At 40.1% G+C, this 17,808-nt stretch carries 16 protein-coding genes; 9 read left to right on the plus strand and 7 right to left on the minus strand.

Features of this window, described 5'->3' with window-relative positions; all coding sequences use genetic code 11:
* Window positions 1-30 precede the first annotated feature (30 nt).
* Together GM921_RS00500 and GM921_RS17630 are read right to left on the minus strand one after the other, a co-directional pair.
* Window positions 31-417: a hypothetical protein gene (locus GM921_RS00500; protein ID WP_182920654.1), complete on the minus strand. Its 387-nt coding sequence runs from the start codon at window positions 415-417 to the stop codon at window positions 31-33.
* Window positions 418-426: 9 nt separating this feature from the next.
* Window positions 427-1,410 carry a hypothetical protein gene (locus tag GM921_RS17630; protein ID WP_235969753.1) on the minus strand — a complete coding sequence of 328 codons (984 nt, stop codon included), beginning with the start codon at window positions 1,408-1,410 and terminating at the stop codon, window positions 427-429.
* 286 nt (window positions 1,411-1,696) lie between these two features.
* On the opposite strand from GM921_RS17630, the gene GM921_RS00510 reads away from it, so the two are divergent.
* Both GM921_RS00510 and GM921_RS00515 read left to right on the plus strand, forming a co-directional pair.
* A complete protein-coding gene (locus GM921_RS00510; RefSeq protein ID WP_182920655.1) occupies window positions 1,697-3,979 on the plus strand; it encodes a peptidase domain-containing ABC transporter in 2,283 nt (760 codons plus the stop codon).
* A 94-nt stretch (window positions 3,980-4,073) separates the two neighbouring features.
* The gene (locus GM921_RS00515) at window positions 4,074-5,411 is read left to right on the plus strand and encodes an HlyD family secretion protein (RefSeq protein WP_182920656.1); all 1,338 of its coding nucleotides are present in this window, start codon (window positions 4,074-4,076) and stop codon (window positions 5,409-5,411) included.
* Between the two features lie 79 nt (window positions 5,412-5,490).
* Here GM921_RS00515 and GM921_RS00520 read toward each other — a convergent pair whose 3' ends face one another.
* Both GM921_RS00520 and GM921_RS00525 read right to left on the minus strand, forming a co-directional pair.
* The gene (locus tag GM921_RS00520) at window positions 5,491-6,123 is read right to left on the minus strand and encodes a Crp/Fnr family transcriptional regulator (protein WP_182920657.1); all 633 of its coding nucleotides are present in this window, start codon (window positions 6,121-6,123) and stop codon (window positions 5,491-5,493) included.
* A gap of 264 nt (window positions 6,124-6,387) precedes the next feature.
* Window positions 6,388-7,614 carry a hypothetical protein gene (locus GM921_RS00525; RefSeq protein WP_182920658.1) on the minus strand — a complete coding sequence of 409 codons (1,227 nt, stop codon included), beginning with the start codon at window positions 7,612-7,614 and terminating at the stop codon, window positions 6,388-6,390.
* 273 nt (window positions 7,615-7,887) lie between these two features.
* On the opposite strand from GM921_RS00525, the gene GM921_RS00530 reads away from it, so the two are divergent.
* The gene (locus tag GM921_RS00530) at window positions 7,888-8,742 is read left to right on the plus strand and encodes an RteC domain-containing protein (protein WP_182920659.1); all 855 of its coding nucleotides are present in this window, start codon (window positions 7,888-7,890) and stop codon (window positions 8,740-8,742) included.
* A 79-nt stretch (window positions 8,743-8,821) separates the two neighbouring features.
* Here the strand turns inward: GM921_RS00530 and GM921_RS00535 are convergent, their stop codons facing one another.
* Window positions 8,822-10,681, minus strand: a complete 1,860-nt coding sequence (locus GM921_RS00535; protein ID WP_182920660.1) for a P-loop NTPase fold protein — start codon at window positions 10,679-10,681, stop codon at window positions 8,822-8,824.
* Window positions 10,682-10,945: 264 nt separating this feature from the next.
* Window positions 10,946-12,373 (minus strand): hypothetical protein, encoded by a 1,428-nt coding sequence (locus tag GM921_RS00540; protein WP_182920661.1) that lies wholly within the window; start codon window positions 12,371-12,373, stop codon window positions 10,946-10,948.
* A gap of 209 nt (window positions 12,374-12,582) precedes the next feature.
* Here GM921_RS00540 and GM921_RS00545 point away from each other — a divergent pair, with 209 nt between their 5' ends.
* From GM921_RS00545 to GM921_RS00570, 6 genes are all read left to right on the plus strand, one after another.
* Window positions 12,583-13,122, plus strand: coding sequence for a hypothetical protein (locus GM921_RS00545; RefSeq protein WP_182920662.1), 540 nt, complete (start codon window positions 12,583-12,585; stop codon window positions 13,120-13,122).
* Window positions 13,123-13,188: 66 nt separating this feature from the next.
* Window positions 13,189-13,452: a DUF4134 domain-containing protein gene (locus GM921_RS00550; RefSeq protein ID WP_449415948.1), complete on the plus strand. Its 264-nt coding sequence runs from the start codon at window positions 13,189-13,191 to the stop codon at window positions 13,450-13,452.
* 11 nt (window positions 13,453-13,463) lie between these two features.
* Entirely contained in the window at window positions 13,464-13,799 is a 336-nt protein-coding gene (locus GM921_RS00555) for a DUF4133 domain-containing protein (RefSeq protein ID WP_182920664.1), read from the plus strand.
* The gene (locus GM921_RS00560) at window positions 13,786-16,245 is read left to right on the plus strand and encodes a TraG family conjugative transposon ATPase (RefSeq protein ID WP_182920665.1); all 2,460 of its coding nucleotides are present in this window, start codon (window positions 13,786-13,788) and stop codon (window positions 16,243-16,245) included. The genes GM921_RS00555 and GM921_RS00560 overlap by 14 nt, the downstream gene beginning before the upstream one ends.
* Window positions 16,246-16,252: 7 nt before the next feature.
* Window positions 16,253-16,630: a hypothetical protein gene (locus GM921_RS00565; RefSeq protein ID WP_182920666.1), complete on the plus strand. Its 378-nt coding sequence runs from the start codon at window positions 16,253-16,255 to the stop codon at window positions 16,628-16,630.
* A complete protein-coding gene (locus GM921_RS00570; protein ID WP_317170943.1) occupies window positions 16,623-17,420 on the plus strand; it encodes a conjugal transfer protein TraI in 798 nt (265 codons plus the stop codon). The genes GM921_RS00565 and GM921_RS00570 overlap by 8 nt, the downstream gene beginning before the upstream one ends.
* Here GM921_RS00570 and GM921_RS00575 read toward each other — a convergent pair.
* Window positions 17,417-17,785, minus strand: a complete 369-nt coding sequence (locus GM921_RS00575; RefSeq protein WP_182920667.1) for a VOC family protein — start codon at window positions 17,783-17,785, stop codon at window positions 17,417-17,419. The genes GM921_RS00570 and GM921_RS00575 overlap by 4 nt on opposite strands.
* Window positions 17,786-17,808 lie beyond the last annotated feature (23 nt).

Raw genomic sequence — 17,808 nt, forward strand, 5'->3', positions numbered from 1 at the left:
GTACTAGAAATATTATTTCTAGTACTATATTTAAATTATATTAAAATAATTAAAAATAATAGCGGTTACTATTGCAACAGGAGTTAGGATTAATAAAATAAAAATGAATCCAACAAATGCTAATTTGATTGGCTTTTTTTTTCTTTTAAATTCACATATTAATCTTTCTTCATCACTAGATATTGGTTTCTTATAGTATAGAAATAAACCACTATAAAAAAGTAATGCTAAAGAAATAATTGAAATTAAAGGATTAAATCCTATATACTTATAACCTGCTGCACTTAAAAGAAAAGCCGTAATTCCAATAATTATTTCTACTACTCGATATGCCGATCCAATAGAATAAAATCTAAAAATTTTTTGTTGGATTACTAGTGTTGCAGAGATTAAATTTTCATAAAATCGGAATAGCATATTGATATATTAGGGGGTAGTAACTGGTTCAGGAAAGTACTCATCAACTAAATTGGTGATTTGTTCACCAACCCAATCATCTGCGCCAGTAACATCATAAAGAGTAGCGATTATACCACCAGCCAATGGAACAGCACCAAGCGCACGCCCTACAACCTGATCGGTTAAAAAGGTTATTAACTCGCTTCTAGTAATTTGACCATCTTGATAAATTTCTATAAAATCAGTAATTAAACCAAGAGCGCTTCCTATTGCCCCTGAATATTTTTGAAAATCTTTTAAAAGTTGAGTGGCTTCTTTGGCGAAATCTCCCATCTTAGCAATACCTTCAACTGATTGCATCACACCATCAAATGCGTCAGCAGTTTTGCCTGTTGCATCCATTAAAGCAACAAATTCTTTGTCCATCCCTGAGGTATTGAATCCTGCGGAATTGTATCCTGCGGAATTGTATCCTGCGGAATTGTAACCTGCGGAATTGTAACCAGTCAAGTATTCATTATCTCCCGGGGGGTAATATTCACCGCTCGGTGAAAAATTATTAACAACACTATCATAAAAATTATCCCAATTAACATTCAGCCAAGGTTCCTCTTCAATTGGAGGTGGGATTATCCCACTACCTGTTGGGGGATTTGGATTTGAACCACCACCGTAATTGGGTGGCGCAGGAGGCAAAATGTCCGACCAGCCATTTATAGCCTCACCATTTTGTTTCTTCATACCGCCATTTGGTGTGATAGTAACCTCATCAAGATTAATAGTTAAAGGTTTGGGTGCTCCATCTCCAATTTTTATCATCCAATTACCATCCGCATCAACACCACTAGTAACTGGTTTACCAAATGCTATACTTAATTCATTTGTCAACCAACCACCAGAACCCCATGTTATTGGACCGTCACCACCATTAAAATTCTTCAATTCATTTTTTTCAATCAGCTCCATCTCCATCTCCAGCATCTCGAACGCTAATTTAGCTTTGTTTTTCATATTTATATTTGGTTTTAAGTTTAAACGAAACTAGAAGAAATTGTTTACTACTATTTTATAAAGTAAACGCAAACGTTTGTGTAGTATTAAGACTATATAAAGGGGGAATGGTTAATGATCTAGAATAGATCTAAGCATTCTTTAACTAAATACCTAGTTTTATTTTCTTAAATAGTTATCTAAAATTAGATTAAAACAAACACAAACGTTTGTGTAAGATTAATGATGTGGAATTTGTCTAATACAGATTCGTCCATGTTACCTTAGCCAGCAAAATAAAGCTACTATGCTCAATACTAAATTTCCCCTCGATTTACAAATGGATATGATGGACTGTGGTCCAGCCTGTCTTAAAATGATTGTTAAACATTATGGAAAATTTTATTCTTTACAATACTTAAGGGATAAGTGTGGGCTAACTAAAGAAGGTATTTCGTTTGCAGATTTGAGCCACGCAGCAGAAGGGATCGGTTTACGATCATTGGCCTTAAAATGTACAGTAATAGATCTCATCGATAAAATTCCTTTACCCGCCATCGTGCATTGGGATAATAGTCATTTTGTAGTCGTATATAAGGTTAAAGGAGGAAGACAGAAGACTGAAGATTTAGGAAGTAAAATGGGTACCATTTATGTAGCAGACCCAGCAAAAGGGTATGTGAGCTATACTGCAGCAGAATTTGCCGCAAAAACCATCAAGAAAGATGGAGGGGTTGTGAATGATGAAACGAATAAGGAAAAATTGGTGTTAATGGCGCTGGAGCCACAGGCTGATTTTTACGAGCGCCAAGTAGATGAGAAGATAGAGCGTTTGAAAACTTTTGAAAATTTCTTGGGTTATTTTAAACCCTATAAAAAAAGTTTTGCTAACCTGTTTTTTGTTATGTTATTGGTAACCATTCTTCAGGGAATGATGCCTTTTATTAGTAAGGCAATTATTGATGTGGGTATTCAAACACATGACCTTGATTTTATCAATATCATTCTCATTGCCAACGTTGCCATTATCGTTAGTGTTTTGTTGAGCAATATGGTTCGCGATTGGATTTTGTTGCACATTACCTCAAGGATTAACATTGCATTGATTTCCGATTACTTGATCAAGTTAATGCGTTTGCCCATTACTTTTTTTGAGAATAAAAAAACGGGGGATATTTTACAACGGGCACAAGATCACGAGCGCATCCGTTCTTTTTTGATGAACAACTCCATAGGAATGATTTTCTCGATGTTGACTTTTGTCGTTTTTGGTATTATCCTATTCATTTACAACCCTATTATCTTTTATATTTTTTTAGCTGGAAGTACACTATATGTAGGCTGGGTAATGGCTTTTTTAAAACTGCGGAAAAAACTAGATTGGGAGTATTTTGATTTGGTGAGTAAAAATCAGAGTTATTGGGTGGAAACCATTTCGAGTATACAGGATATTAAAATCAATAATTATGAAAAGCAGAAACGCTGGAAATGGGAAGGGATACAGGCTAGGTTGTATAAAGTAAATCTGCGGGTCATGAGTGTCACCAATACGCAGAATTTGGGCGCCCAATTTATCGATCAACTTAAAAACCTGTTTATTACCTTTTATTGTGCTAAGGCGGTTATCTCGGGTGATATCACTTTTGGGGTAATGATTTCTACACAGTTTATCATTGGGATGCTAAATGCACCCGTTAGCCAGTTTATCCAATTTATTATTGGCTTCCAGTTTGCCCAACTGAGTTTTTTACGATTGAATGAAATACACCAATTACCAGATGAACACGACAATGTGGGCCAGAATAGTATGGAGCTGCCTGAAAAAAAGAGTTTAATCATCAACAATGTTGGTTTTCAATATACCCCTGCAGGAAAACCTATTTTGCAAGGCATTCGTTTGATAATTCCTGAAGGAAAGGTAACAGCCATTGTTGGCGATAGCGGTAGCGGGAAATCAACTTTACTAAAATTATTGCTGCGTTTATACAAACCGACCTATGGTGATATTAGAATTGGGGACATGAACATTAATAATATCAGCTTACGTCAATGGCGGGATAAATGTGGGGCAGTGATGCAGGATGGCAAGATATTTAACGATACCATTCTGAACAATATCACTTTGGATGATGAAAAAGTGGATTACGATAGATTGAAAAAAGCTTTACAAACGGCTAACATTTCTCAGGAAATAGAAGCCTTGCCTTTAGGATATGAGACCATCATGGGCGAGCAAGGTCGTGGACTGAGTGGAGGTCAGAAACAGCGTGTTTTAATTGCAAGAGCCCTATATAAGAATCCAGATTACCTTTTTTTCGATGAAGCGACGAATTCACTGGATACCATTAATGAGCAAAAAATAACCGCTGCCTTGGATGATGTTTTTAAAGGAAAAACAGTAATTGTGGTAGCCCATCGTTTAAGTACTATCCGCAAGGCTCATCAAATTGTGGTAATGCAAAATGGGATGGTGGTAGAAATAGGTAATCATGATATGCTCATGCAAAAAAAAGGTAGGTATTATCTATTGGTTCAGTCGCAGGTCGATTTAAGTAGTACGACTATAGCACCTATGGCCTTGGAGAATTAATACTCTCTCTTTTATGAAGAGAACCTTAGCCCTTTCCTAATAATAAATTAAACATGTTAACACATCACTAAAAATAAGATTATAACAGCTAATAATGGAACCTATACCTACAGAACATACTAAACTCGGCATCGCTCTTCAGTCCCAACGTTCAGAAGAAGTGACGGCCATCATCGAGCGGATGCCCAGTCGCTTCGGTTTGGCAGTCAGTGCAATTGTATTATTTCTTTTTATCCTAATGGCTATCTTCGGTTGGATTGGGCGTTATCCTGATATAGCTTCTGGGCATATTGTTGTAAATGCGAGCAATGCTCCTATTAAATTGATTGCTAATGGTAGTGGTAAATTAAAGCTCAATGGCATTGGTTCATTAGACCAGGTAAAAGAAGGGCAAATTATTGCTTACATAGAAAACTCAACAACTCCTTTTGCCGTCGATTCCATAAGTCAGTTGCTTAAAAAATACAATCCATCTTCAGATGATATCAGTAGTATTCGTAATCATGTTCCTAAAAACATCTCCCTTGGTGAATTGAATATCAAATATTATGGTTTTATCAATGCTATTCAACAGTTCATGAATTATAAGGAAGATAAATTCTATGATAATCAGAAGGCCAGTTTCAATTCTATTTTAGTCGAACAGCGCAAAGCAATCGATAATAGTCAAAATCAATTGGCAATGGCAAAGAGTTCGCTGGGTTATGTGTACAAGTTTTATAAAAGAGATTCAACATTATTCAAGAAAAAAGTGATTAGTGAAGCCGAACTTGACCGAACGGAAATGAGTTATTTGAGTGCAAAGGATAGAGTACAGTCTTCAACCAATGCTGTTATTGCAGCTAGACAGTCCATACAGGAAACGCAAAACAAAATACAGCAATTGCATATCGAAGATCCAGAGAAAGAAAAAGAATTGCATATCAACCTCATCTCATCGTATAATGATCTGATTGACAATATCAAAATTTGGGAACAGAAATATGTTTTTAAAGCTCCTTTTGATGGGAAGCTACAATATCTCAAATTTTATAATGAAAATCAGTTTGTGCAAGCGGGAGATCCAATTTTTACAATTGTACCTATTAATAATATGCCTTATGGACAAGTTATATTGCCAGCCATGGGTGCGGGTAAAGTTAAACTTGGGCAGGAGGTAATTGTGAAATTGGACAACTTTCCCTACATGGAATACGGTTCTGTGGAAGGAAAAGTAAAAACTATTTCGCTGACAACAAACACTGAGAAAACTCAGAATGGTAATATCGAAACCTATTTAATTACAGTAGACTTTCCAAATGGGTTAAAAACCAATTATGGCAGTAGACTTGATTTTAAATACGAGAGTAAAGGCACCGCAGAAATTATTACGCATGATAGGAGGCTAATAGAAAGGCTGTTTGATAATTTAAAGTATGCCGTTAAAAAATAATTATCGCTAACTAATTAGCGAATACTGAGGTTTTTCCTGGGGAAGGAAAGTGCCCAATAAGTTCCATGATTGGGTTTTCTTATTTTTTCTTATTAAGGTTGGGTAAGCCGATGCTGGATTTATACCTAAGTAGCTGGCTTCGCATTCGGCTGAAGGTCTCGCGTTCCATGCCCAGGTAAGAAGCGATGTTGACCGTGGTGGTCATCTGTTCTATGCAGGGATATCTGCTTAGCAGCAGCTGATAACGCTGCAGGGGAGATTGAGTGCGGAGGAAAAGTGCACGTTCCTCAGCCTGGATATAGTAGCGTTCGGTGAAGATTCGACTGATGAGGTTTGCTTGAGGGAAATCGGCGTAATAAGATTGAAGCTGATTCCAGGTTAGAGACTGCAGTATGGATTGCTGTAGGGTTTCAATGTATTCTTCAGAGGGCCGTTGGGTGAAGAAGGAACGGGCTGAGATCATCAGTTCGCCACTACCTGCGAACCAAATGGTATGTTGTTTTCCATGGTGATCCAAATGATAGGCACGAAGGAAGCCGGACTTGATAAAGTAGATTTGCCGGGAAATGTCTCCTGGTTGCTGTAATAGATCTTTGGCCGGGTGATGTTCGGTCAACAGTTGTGCCATTATTCTTTCTTGGAAGTTGGCAGGAAGTGGACTGATGCGGCTAAGCACCTGTAAAAAGTCCTGGCTTTGATATGATGTCTCCATGTGTGGCGATATTAGTTTACACTTGGGTCAGTCTTGACCATAGATAAGGCCTTTTGGTCCCTTTCTGACTGTGTTAAACAGCTGTAGTTTTGTAGGTGTTTTGGATGGAGGATGACTTTTTGGGGTCATGAATGGTATTTTTTGGGGTATAGAATTGCTGAATGCTACAGGTATGGGATGTTGTTTCTCCGCTAGGCGGGAATATATTTGCTCAGAATAAGCCTATGCTAATTCTATAAGAATCAGCATAGGCTTATTCGTTAGCTATTGATTTGATGAATTATCTTTCATCATATTTTCTTTTTCAATTTCAGTCATAACAGCAATAGATATGTCCATTAAATCTTGACAGAAGGGGATTTCTTCTGCTGTTGGTGGTTTTCGAAACATCAGGTCATCGGTCAATAGCGCAAGTACGCCTAGGAAGATAGCCGTGTTTTTGCGGTGCTGACCCAAAAGGATATCATAATATTCAGCAATTGGTGAGGCAGACATCTCCTTATCGAGATAACTGTGTGGTTGTAGGGTGGATACGCCCTTTTTATGATTTACCCCATTTCTTAGGCTATTGAGCTTATCGAGTTCGTCAGATTGGATAAACTTCCAGACAAAAGTAAAATAAGGTTGCTGCTTAGCTTTGGGAGGAAGCTTTTGGTCCAGCGCCCGTAATTTTTGCTGATGCTTTTGTTTGGAGTCAAGATCGGTGATCTCAAAGGTAAGTCCAAGGATCATCACGATTTTCTCTACAGATGCCTTGAGGTAATTGATGATGGAATCACATTCCGAAATCGCTTCCATTTCATTGCCTGTAAGTTTATAGTCCCCTTTTTCGTGTTTGATCTCGTTCATCAGATGTATTAAGCTATGGAAGGATGAAAAAATTTTCTGTTGGATAGTTAAAGTTTCATACAGAAATGCAATAAGATCATCTGCCTGTGGGTGTTTGGCGGCCCTAATGGAATTGAAGGTAAAACCCTCTTGCAGTTCCAACCCGTAACGAAGAGAAGTCACAGGGATTTTTGCCATCATTGGAATAACTAGGCTGCACATCAATGGGCTGTAAAGCGCAAGGTTTAAGTGCAAATAATCGCTGGTTGATTTGCTGTTTTTCTGGGCCGTCAATAACCTGACACCCTGTAGGGCTTCAATCTTCTGCTGGTCAATTGCTGTGAGGTAATCTAGGTCCCATTTGCGATGATGATGAAGCAGGTTTATGTCAAAGAGTACATTTCCGAAATCTGTTTTTGTACCAAAGACATCATTGTGCAATACTTCTTTTGCCTTGGCGATCATTTCTTCATTATCTGGCTTCCATCTGATGGTTAAAATTGCCTTGAGTTTGGACGAGAGCTTTAGCTTTTTCCATATCGGCTCGATTTGCACCGACGCCATGTAGGAGCCTTTTTGGTCAAATGGACCAAATGGCACCAAATAATCCTCTTGTAGGCGGAAGTAATATTTGAGCAGGAGCTTAGAGAGCTTTATTTTCATGTGATCGTGTGGGTCAGTTTTTAACAGGATTTATTCTTGGGCAATTTACGAATCACCAGCAGTCATTTGAAAAATTTTTATTCGCCAGAAAATTTCTATCCACATCGCTTTTGTGACCTAAATCACAGGGAATTTCTTTTTTTTAACTTTCTTCGCATGCGTGTTAGGTTTCTTTTTTTCCTTTATCGATTGTGGCTCTGGTCACAGCGCTAGGAGAGTATCCACTGTAGTTTTGACCTGTCTTATCGCTCTTTCAACTTTAATTGAGATGTTATGAATAAAAAATGCGATGCACTGCTTTCAAAACTGCAGGGCGAACTTACAAAAGTGGAGAATGGGCAGTTTTCTGTTCTGGAAATTTTAAGGTCCAGTTTATTCCTGATACAGAGGGCCCTGGATGAGTTACGAACAGTCGTGGTTAAGGGGTTTTCTTCTGAGCAAGAGGAAATTGATTTTTTTAAGGTGATAAAGCCCAAGTGCTATAGTCAGTTAATCTATGTCACCGAACGATATGGTTTTGAAAACGGTAAGCCAGTTTTGGTTAGCGAGTATTCGGCGTATTGTAAGGAGCAGCTGAATTATTTCTCATTGTTTTTTCGCCAGCATGAGTTTTTGTATCAGTATTACCGTTTGGGTGCCCAAGAAATGGATTCTGTTTATTTTGTTCGGGGAGCAGATGTTGGTGGTGTCATGGGTTTGGGTGTGCCAGAACTTGATCCTGCTTTTGCCACTGCGGGCGATTATCTGTTTTCAACGTTCATGGCCTATGAAAAAATGCAGGCTTTTATCCTTGCTGAACTGCAGGCTCCTGTAGCTTTGGTGGGTTCAGATTTGATGAGCAAGAAGGGGCGTAAACTGCGATGGACGGGAGAGGTGACCAATCTGATCGAGCTTTTGTATGGTCTTTTTGAGACCAAGCAGTTCAATGAGGGCGATGTTGATATATCGGATATGGTGGATGTGTTTGAGCAGGCCTTTGAAGTGAATTTGTCCAATTTCTATCGCAGATTTACGACGATCAAACGCCGCAAGTCGATTTCTAAGACCAGGTTTCTGGATGAACTTCGAGATACCGTTGCAAAACGGATCGATGATGCGGATGCCTATGTGCCTGCTTGGGCAAAGTAGTTAGTGATTGTTTTGGTGAATCAGAAGGAGAAATGCTATTATGAAGACCAGTTTTGTGTTTTCTGGAAACAGACCCTTGCTAATATGATAAACAGGAGATGGCTTCTGTTAGATGGGTATTTACAAAATATTTTAGGTTATGTCTCAAAAGACCTTTTTTCAATGGAATGATTTTTTTTGCCAGCAACTCTTTTACCTTAATTAACCATTCAAGTTCAGGAAGAAGCTGGGCTTTAAACTGATGAATATACCTTCTCGAAAATGCTTCGCCAATTTCTACTCTTGCTGCATTGGAAGTTTGCCATATTAGGTCTGAGAATTTTTGTGGCTCAATATGGATGAATATTGGAGTATCATAATAGACGCTTTGAGAAAAATTGGTCACTGTAACCTGCTGAACGAAAAGTTGTAGGTTCGTTTGCATTAGGTCCATTAATTCTTGCGCTAACTTAGGACGTACTTCGCCTTTCTTTTCTATGATACTTTGGAGAATCAATTGTTGAAAATCATTCACTTCCTTTATCATCAATCCCTGATAGGATAGTCCCAAAGAATGTGATCCAGAAAAATAACTTAATGTATTCACGCTGGTATTGGCAATTATATTTTTCAGGCACGCCGTTCCTAATTTAATAATTGCTGATATTTTTATAGGAATTATATCCAAGTTTGAAAGATTACATAGATTGCCCACAACATGCATAAGTATCTCTAAATGGTCTATGGTCTTGTTTTTTAGACTGTTTGTGATGTGGACACGTAGAAGATTGAAATCTTTTTCTTCAATGGTTTGAAAGTAATACAGTTTTACCCAGTCTGGTGTATTCTCATCCAAAAAATAGACGCTATTTTTTACTGATTTTTCTAATAATTGTTTGTCTGCCAGTCCGTATCTAAAGAAAGCAATGAGCTGATTTGTATCTAATGGGTGGTTATAGTTCCTGAAAACAGGATATTTATCACGGATTTCCTGGCATGGTTCTTTCTCTTTGGTGCTAGAGCTCACTTGGAAGTCGATCAAGAATATTTTATGGAGTTGATCTTCTTGAATTTTCCCCATTCTGACTTCAAATGAGATGGAGAAGAAAAGCTCCAAAATGTGTGTTAAAAGGCCAGGTTTTTGTAATTTATTTTTGGGTAGAAATTCATAGAAATGTACGAATTCAAGCACTGATTGTCTGAGGTGACGGAGATTGCCGTATTTGGCTGATTCGAAGATACCTCGGATAAGTTCTTGATTATCCGAGAGGATTTTACTTGCATTGGAATAGTCAATTTCGTTACAGAAGCATTTAAAAGCTGAGAGATAATCAGCTTTTAAATCAAAGCTTTTTCCTATTAGTTTTTCCTTTACGCTAGTATAGCGTATTTTGCTGTTGGGATCTTCAAGATTCAATTTTATGAGTTCCACTTCATTTGCAATTACAACCACCTTCATGTCCATGTTCTCAACAAGTTGGTTGATATATCCAAGTAAACTTTGTAGTTCCACGGAACATCGCTCCAAATCATCAAATATTATTGTTCTGCCATCCAATTTTTTAGCCATTGATTCTACATCAAGTGATGGAATTTTGCCAGCAACTTCTAGGTCTTCCTTTCCATCTCCATTTAAGTCGATTTTTAAGGTCGCCTTTAATACTGTGGTTAGGAATTTACCAGCAAACTTCATTCCTTTTGATCCCAGTAATGGATGTAGTTGGACAAAAAAAGCATCCTCAATTTCTCGAAAACTAGAAATTCCATAAAGACTTATGTAAATATAATTCTCCGGGTTCTCTTTCATGTAATCTTTAATAAACCATGATTTACCACTGCCCCAATTCCCTCTCAATAACATAGCGTAACCAGGAGCAACTGGCATCTGCTCAAATCTTATGAGATAAGTTTTTATATGTTCATTGCTTGACTCTTGTTGTTCGGGAGATTGTTTTTGCATTTTTATTTTGATTGTTTGAATAAGGCTTAAAATACTAGGGCACTTATTTGGTCAGCTAGTCTCTAGTCAAAATGTAGAACCTTAAAAGCAATGATATCTAAAATATACGGAATTTTAGACTTTGACTTCTTAATTTTTTATTGAAAGATAAATTAGTTTTAATCAATGGAGATCAAGAAGATGCCCCTGCCAATTTTGTTAGCTATGATCAAAATGTACACTTAGGGCAGCTGTTCAAGTGCCTTTATCGATGCACTAATTAGTCTAAAAACTAAAGGGTATGGCAGTTTTTATCCCAATCTCACTGCGTTTATAAAATTTTCCTTTGACCTCATACTGCCTGCCACCAAGATCATTGAACCCATAATAGAGCTCGAAGCTGATCGGGCTGGAATCAGCTTTCTCCTTGGTCGGTTTTGAGTTGGTGTTGAAGATCACCCCGATTTCGGCATCTTGCTGAGAACGCCTGAATTTTTCATTTAGCTTATCTTCTCCATAGGGCATATCGAAAAGATATTTGGTCCGCAGACCAAAATTTCCGTTTTTTGAGATCAAGAAATATCCTTCAATAAAGGCCTGGCTAGCATGGTAGGACTTGTAGCTACTCTGGTCATATACGGTATAAGAGTCAGATTTGGTGTAAGTATTGGGGTCGATCTCTTTTTTGGCAACGACTTTGTATTCGGACCCAGAAAGTTCATCAAAGTTGTTGAAACTACCTGCTGAAATACCAAAAGTACCCAAGAACCTGAAATTCCGCTTACTGTTGTTATAATAATAATTAAAGGTGGCACTGGACTGATAGACTGAGCGGTTGGATTTTCCATTTGCAATGGTCTTCTCTGGGAGTACCGCATCGTAAAACCTAAATTGGTTGCCCCCGGCTTTTTGCGTGAGGGTGATCCAGGTCATGTGTTTTGATGGGAATTTCATGGGCGTATAAAGCGCATCCAGTTTCTCTTGCCTGTCATTGATCTTTTTGACAAGCTCTTCTTTTTCCTTCCTGAAAGTTGTATAAGTGTCAAGTTCGTCGGTAATTGCCTTACGTTCTGCACTTACATCTGCACCTTTTTTGAGGAGCTGTTTTTCTAGGATATCGTAGGCTTTGGAAAGTCTCTTGGCTGACTCCTTGAGTTCGTATTCAAGGTATTCTACAGTCGGTCGTTCGTAATCGTAAATGTGGAGTGGAGCGTATGCGGTCTTTAGCTCTTCCTTCAGGGTATAGTTGTCATTTGGGGAATACTTATAGACAGAGCTAAGGATGTAAGAGAAAGATGCATTTGCGGCATAACTTTTTGCGGGCTTCTGGTTTTCCACTAGGGTGATCAGGTCATCGTCAAAACCACCGCTTGCACCCAGGTTGATGAACCATTTCTTGTTCTTTGTCGGGCCGATCGTGTAATTGACTGACGCATTTGGTTTGGTAATGTTAACTGTGGCGTAGTTCAATGGCTTGCCGCTGGTTCCACCTGCTTGCAACAGTTTTGTAAAGTCTACATAAACTAATTCCTTGAAAAGTCCATCGGGAACTGGTTGCTTGGTGGTAACTATTTCCACCAGCTTTTTGTTTAGTTCGGCATTTTTGGCAATGTAGTCGGGTACCAGAGGTCGGGTTGGCGGTGTTTTTTGTGCAAATGATTGGGCAGTGATTAGGCACATAGATGCCATAAGGCACGAGAGGTTAGTTTTCATGATTTGAGAGGTTATTGTTCAAGTGAATTTACGAAGTTTTATAAATAGTTGCAAGTGTTTGTCCTTCAGTCGGTGACACAAGACCTTTCTTCCCTTCATTTATTTTTTTATGGGTTATAACCTGGGTTATTGTGAGGGTTTGGCCTTGGGCTTCAGGACTTTTGAAGTATGCTAAGAGCAATTCCGCATTTAGTGATAATTAAAATAATATGTTACAACAGTTTTCTTGGGGAGCTTTTTTACTTGCCTCATTTGTGCTCAGTTTTTTATGGTATGGTTTTGTGCTGCTAGTATGCTATCGGAAAGAAATGTTGGCGTTTCTGGGAAATGGAAAGCTTGGAGAGCGGCTTCCCCACCGCTGGGAAAAGGGAGTAGAAATTCTGAATAAGGGTTTAGGTGATGGGCGTGCACATGGTGAAGAGCTGGTAGAAAGTCTAATGGGAAAGTCAGCTAGCCCTGCTGGACTTTCGGTACTTGCTATGGGGCAATTATCATTCGCTGGAAGTGAAGATGCACGGTCTGAACAGGTGGGACTTGTGGCGGACGTGATCCAGGAGCTCAAACTGATTTTTGCTACGCTGGAAAAAGAGGCTGGTTCCAAGCTTGATTTTTTTAGGCTATTGGAAAAAGTGAAGGAGGATTATGGGAAGATTGGAGCGCATCCTAATATTGGAAGCATCAATGCATTTATTGCTGAACATGTTCCTTTTTATTTAACTGCGGATGAGCTGGAAAACCTGTGGTATTAATTTAAAAAGAATTGTATGAGAAAAATAGTAGGATTTAAGGTAAGTATAGTTGGGTTTTTGGTGCTGATGGCGGTTTCGATACGGTGTTTTTCACAGGATGGGAATGCGGGAATACAGGAGGCGACCAATAAGGTGAAGAGCTATTTTGATACAGGCTGCGATCTGATGTATGCCATTGGTGCGGTCGTGGGTATAATCGGCGCTGTTAAGGTGTTCAACAAGTGGAATGCGGGAGAGCCTGATACCAACAAGGTAGCTGCTGCCTGGTTTGGCTCCTGCATTTTCCTTGTTGTTGTGGCGACAGTCTTGAAATCGTTCTTTGGGATTTAACGGGTTTGGTTATGGCTAGTGTATATCAGATCAATAAAGGGGTATCTAAGCCCATTGTCTTTAAGGGATTGAAGGCGCAGTATATCGCCTATCTGGCGGTTGGACTAGTATTTCTGTTAGTGCTTTTTGCGGCGCTCTATATTGCTGGGCTTTCGCTTTTTGTGGTTTTGCCGTTGGTGCTGGGTTTGGGTTCGGGCTTGTTTTTTACAGTGTTTAGGTTGTCCCATCGGTTTGGGGAACATGGCTTGATGAAATATTTTGCAAAGCGAGGCATTCCAAAATTCATCAGGTTCAATTCACGTCGGGTTTTCATTTCGCTGAAAGGGGGTTCTCATGAAAGAGGCTAGGGAAATTCTGCCGATCTATAAGATTGAGCATAACTGTATTTTGTCAAGGCAGGGAGATATTACCGTTGGCTTTAAGGTTTCATTACCAGAGATATTTACCCTATCGGATAGGGATTACGAAAGCTATCATCAGGCTTGGGTGAAGGCGATCAAGCTGCTTCCCCAGCACTGCGTTTTCCATAAACAGGACTGGTTTTGCTCGGGCCGCTATGAGGCTGACTTTGGTGCTGCTCGTGATAGTTTTTTATCTCGTTCTTCCGAGCGCTTTTTTAACGAGCGGGAATGTTTGGATCATAGTTGTTATATCTTTTTGACCAAGAAACCGCTGGGAAGAAAATGGTCTTCTTCAGTATATAGCAATGTGCTTCGCAAGAGTATCGCTCCAGCGCAAGTGATACAAAAATCTTTGGCTTCGGATTTCCTTGATTCGGTCGGCCAGTTCGTTCGGGTGATGGAGGATTCGGGGTTTGTGTCATTGGCTAAACTAACTGACGATGAACTGACGGGTACGGCAAATATACCGGGGGTGCTAGAGCGTTATTGTTTTTTGTTGGAAGAGGGACAGGCTTCTGTGATCCGTGATATTCACTTAAAGGATCAGATCAGGGTTGGTGATAAGGCTTTGGAACTCTATACGCTTTCAGACGTGGAAGATCTGCCTGCGCTTTGCGGTTCTAGGATCAACTATGATAGGTATTCTACCGATAGGACAAAGTTTTCTGTCGGGTTTGCTTCTCCTCTTGGGCAGCTATTGCCCTGCAATCATATTTTAAATCAATATGTGTTTTTGGGCGATCCGTCGGTGACGCTAAAAAGATTAGAGGCAAAGAAATTGCGCTTGCAGTCGCTTTCTGGTTATTCTAGGAAAAATGCGATCTCTCGCGATTCGGTGAATGATTTTCTCAACGAGGCGATTGCCTCGGGCAGGCTTCCGGTAAAGGCGCACTTTAATGTTTTGGCCTGGAGCGATGATGCCAGCGGTCAGGCCGATCTTCGGAATAAGGTGTCTTCCGCGATGGCGCAACTGGATGCGGTTGCAAAGCAGGAAACCGACGGTCAGGCGCAGATTTGGTTTGCGGGATTGCCGGGCAACGAGGCAGATTTTCCAATGAACGATACCTTTGATACTTTTTTGGAACAGGCGACGTGCTTTTTCAATCTTGAGTCTAACTATCGTTCGAGTGTTTCTCCTTTTGGTATCCGTTTGGGCGACAGGCTAACTGGTCGTCCGGTACATGTGGATATTTCCGATGAGCCGATTGCTTTGGGTGTTGCGACCAATCGCAACAAATTTATCTTGGGGCCTTCGGGTTCGGGAAAATCGTTTTTTACCAACCATATGGTAAGGAGCTATTATGAACAAGGGGCACATGTGGTGCTGGTAGATGTTGGGCATAGCTACAAGGGGCTTTGTGATCTGGTGGACGGCTATTATTTTACCTATTCACAGGAAAATCCGATTGCCTTTAATCCGTTCTTTTTATCGGATGGTGATGTGTTGGATACCGAAAAAAAGGAGAGCATCAAAACGCTATTGCTTGCGCTCTGGAAAAAGGATGATGAGAACTTTAGGCGCTCTGAGTATGTGGCGCTTTCCAATGCATTAACGCTTTACTTTGAGCATCTGGATTCCCGTTCAGATATCTTTCCCTGCTTTAATACTTTTTACGAGTTTTTGCAAAGTGAGTACCAATCGGTGCTGGATATTTCCAAAGTAAAGGAGAAGGATTTTGACATGGCGGGTTTTCTGTATGTGCTTTCACCCTATTACCGTGGTGGTGAATTTGACTACCTTCTGAATGCAACGGAGAACCTAGACCTGTTGAACGAGCGGTTTATCGTTTTCGAACTGGATCAGGTGAAGGATCATCCTATTTTGTTTCCAGTAATTACGCTGATTATTATGGAAGTATTTATTTCCAAGATGCGCAAGCTCAAAGGTGTTCGCAAGGTGATTTTGCTGGAAGAAGCGTGGAAGGCGATTGCTAAAGAGGGAATGGCCGAATACATCAAGTACCTGTTCAAGACCGTGCGTAAGCATTTTGGTGAAGCAATTGTAGTGACCCAAGAGGTGGAAGATATTATTTCCTCTCCCATTGTCAAGCAGGCGATCATCAACAACTCCGACTGTAAGATTTTGCTCGATCAGAGCAAGTACCAGAACAAGTTCGATCAGATACAGGAATTGCTGGGACTGACCGAAAAGGAAAAGGCGCAGATCCTTTCGATGAATAAGGCCAATGATCCAAAGCGAAAATACAAAGAGGTATTTATTTCCATTGGTGGCCAACTTTCAAAGGTGTACCGTACAGAAGTGTCCTTGGAAGAGTATCTAACCTATACAACTGAAGAGCAGGAAAAGGTACAGGTACATGAATATGCAAGGCGTTACGGTAGTATCCAAAAAGGCATTGCGGCATTGGCTCAGGAATTACGAACTAAATAAAAAAGCAATGAAAAATTTAAGGATAACAATTGGTGTGATGGTATTGGGCTATGCGTTTTTGCTTGGCTGCTCAACCGATAAGGTTAGGGATTTTATGCCCGGGGTTTATGTGAATTCAGCTGGTGGAGAGTTTTCAGTGGCGAGTGATACGCTTGCCATTGAACTGGTGGAAGGAAACAATTATGTCGTGCATCGAAGGACTGGATTCAATCTGGTTACTAATGGTAAGCTGGGCAGACGCGAATATGAAGTTGAAAAGTGGGCTGCCATTTATAATCCTAGTGCGCAGGTTTTGACCGAAACAAAAAAGGGAAAACTGATCTCATTTTTCCCTGACAGTGGTTCGCTCAGTGTTGGGCAAAGGGTATATAAAAAGATTGATTAGAAGGGAAAAGGTATTTGGCTTTGCTGGAAAGCTCAGCTTAATACTGGCCCCCAAAGAAATTAACGTAAAAAATATTAAAGAAATAGAAATGAAATTTTTGAAGTGTATGAAAAAATTTATGGTCATACTCCCCTTGAGTACCATGACGCTTTTTGTTGCATTGCCGACAGGTGCGAATGCGCAGGTGGCGGTGCTGGAAGTGATCAAGGCGGGAGTTAAAAAAGTAATCAAGGCGATGGACCTAAAAGTCCAGCGCCTGCAGAACGAAACGATCTGGCTGCAGAATGCGCAGAAGGTTTTGGAAAACCAACTCTCTAAACTGAAGCTGACGGAGATTTCCGATTGGACTCAGAAGCAGAAGGAACTGTATGCTAAGTATTACCAGGAGCTTTGGAAGGTCAAATCGGCGATTGTCTACTATAAGCGGCTGAAGGAACTTTCTGCTAGGCAGCTGGATATCGTGGAGGAATACAAGTGGGCATGGAGCCTGTTCAACAAGAGTGGCCATTTTTCAGTAGATGAGCTTTCCTCAATTGAAAAGGTGTATTCGGGGATACTCACCGAAAGCGTGAAAAATGTAGACCAGATCTTGGTCGTGGTAAATTCATTTAAGACCCAGATGAGCGATGCGGCTAGGCTGGAACTGATCTCTGAGGCAGCAAAGGAAATGGAACGCAACTGGTCGGACCTGAAAAGGTTCAATAGGGAAAATAGCCTAATAAGTATACAGCGTGCCAGGTCTTTGGAGGAGGCTACTAAGTTAAGGGAGCTTTATGGATTAGAGGATTAATGCGCTGCTTTGGAAATTGGCTGGCCGAAGACCAGGTAGTTACCGTCGGGGTCGCTGATGGCAAAGTCCCGTAAGCCGTATTCACGGTCTCCTATGGGGTAAACGATTTTGACCTGTTTTTCAAGCAGGGAATTATAGTAGCTGTCGATCTGGTCGATGTCGATGCAGATATGACCTTGCCCTAGGGATTTCTTGATGCCATCGTTTCCCTGCCCGCAGAGGTGTATGGTTACTTCTCCCGAACAAATACCAGCATAATCGCCAAAAGTAAAGGCATGCTGGAATCCAAGTACGGTGGTGTAGTAAAGGATCGAGATCTCCAGATTGGAAACATGGAATACGGTGGCCGAGGAAGTTGCTTCCATGGGATTGGATTGATGAACAAATT

The sequence above is a fragment of the Pedobacter planticolens genome (genome assembly GCF_014172375.1).
GTDB lineage: Bacteria > Bacteroidota > Bacteroidia > Sphingobacteriales > Sphingobacteriaceae > Pedobacter > Pedobacter planticolens.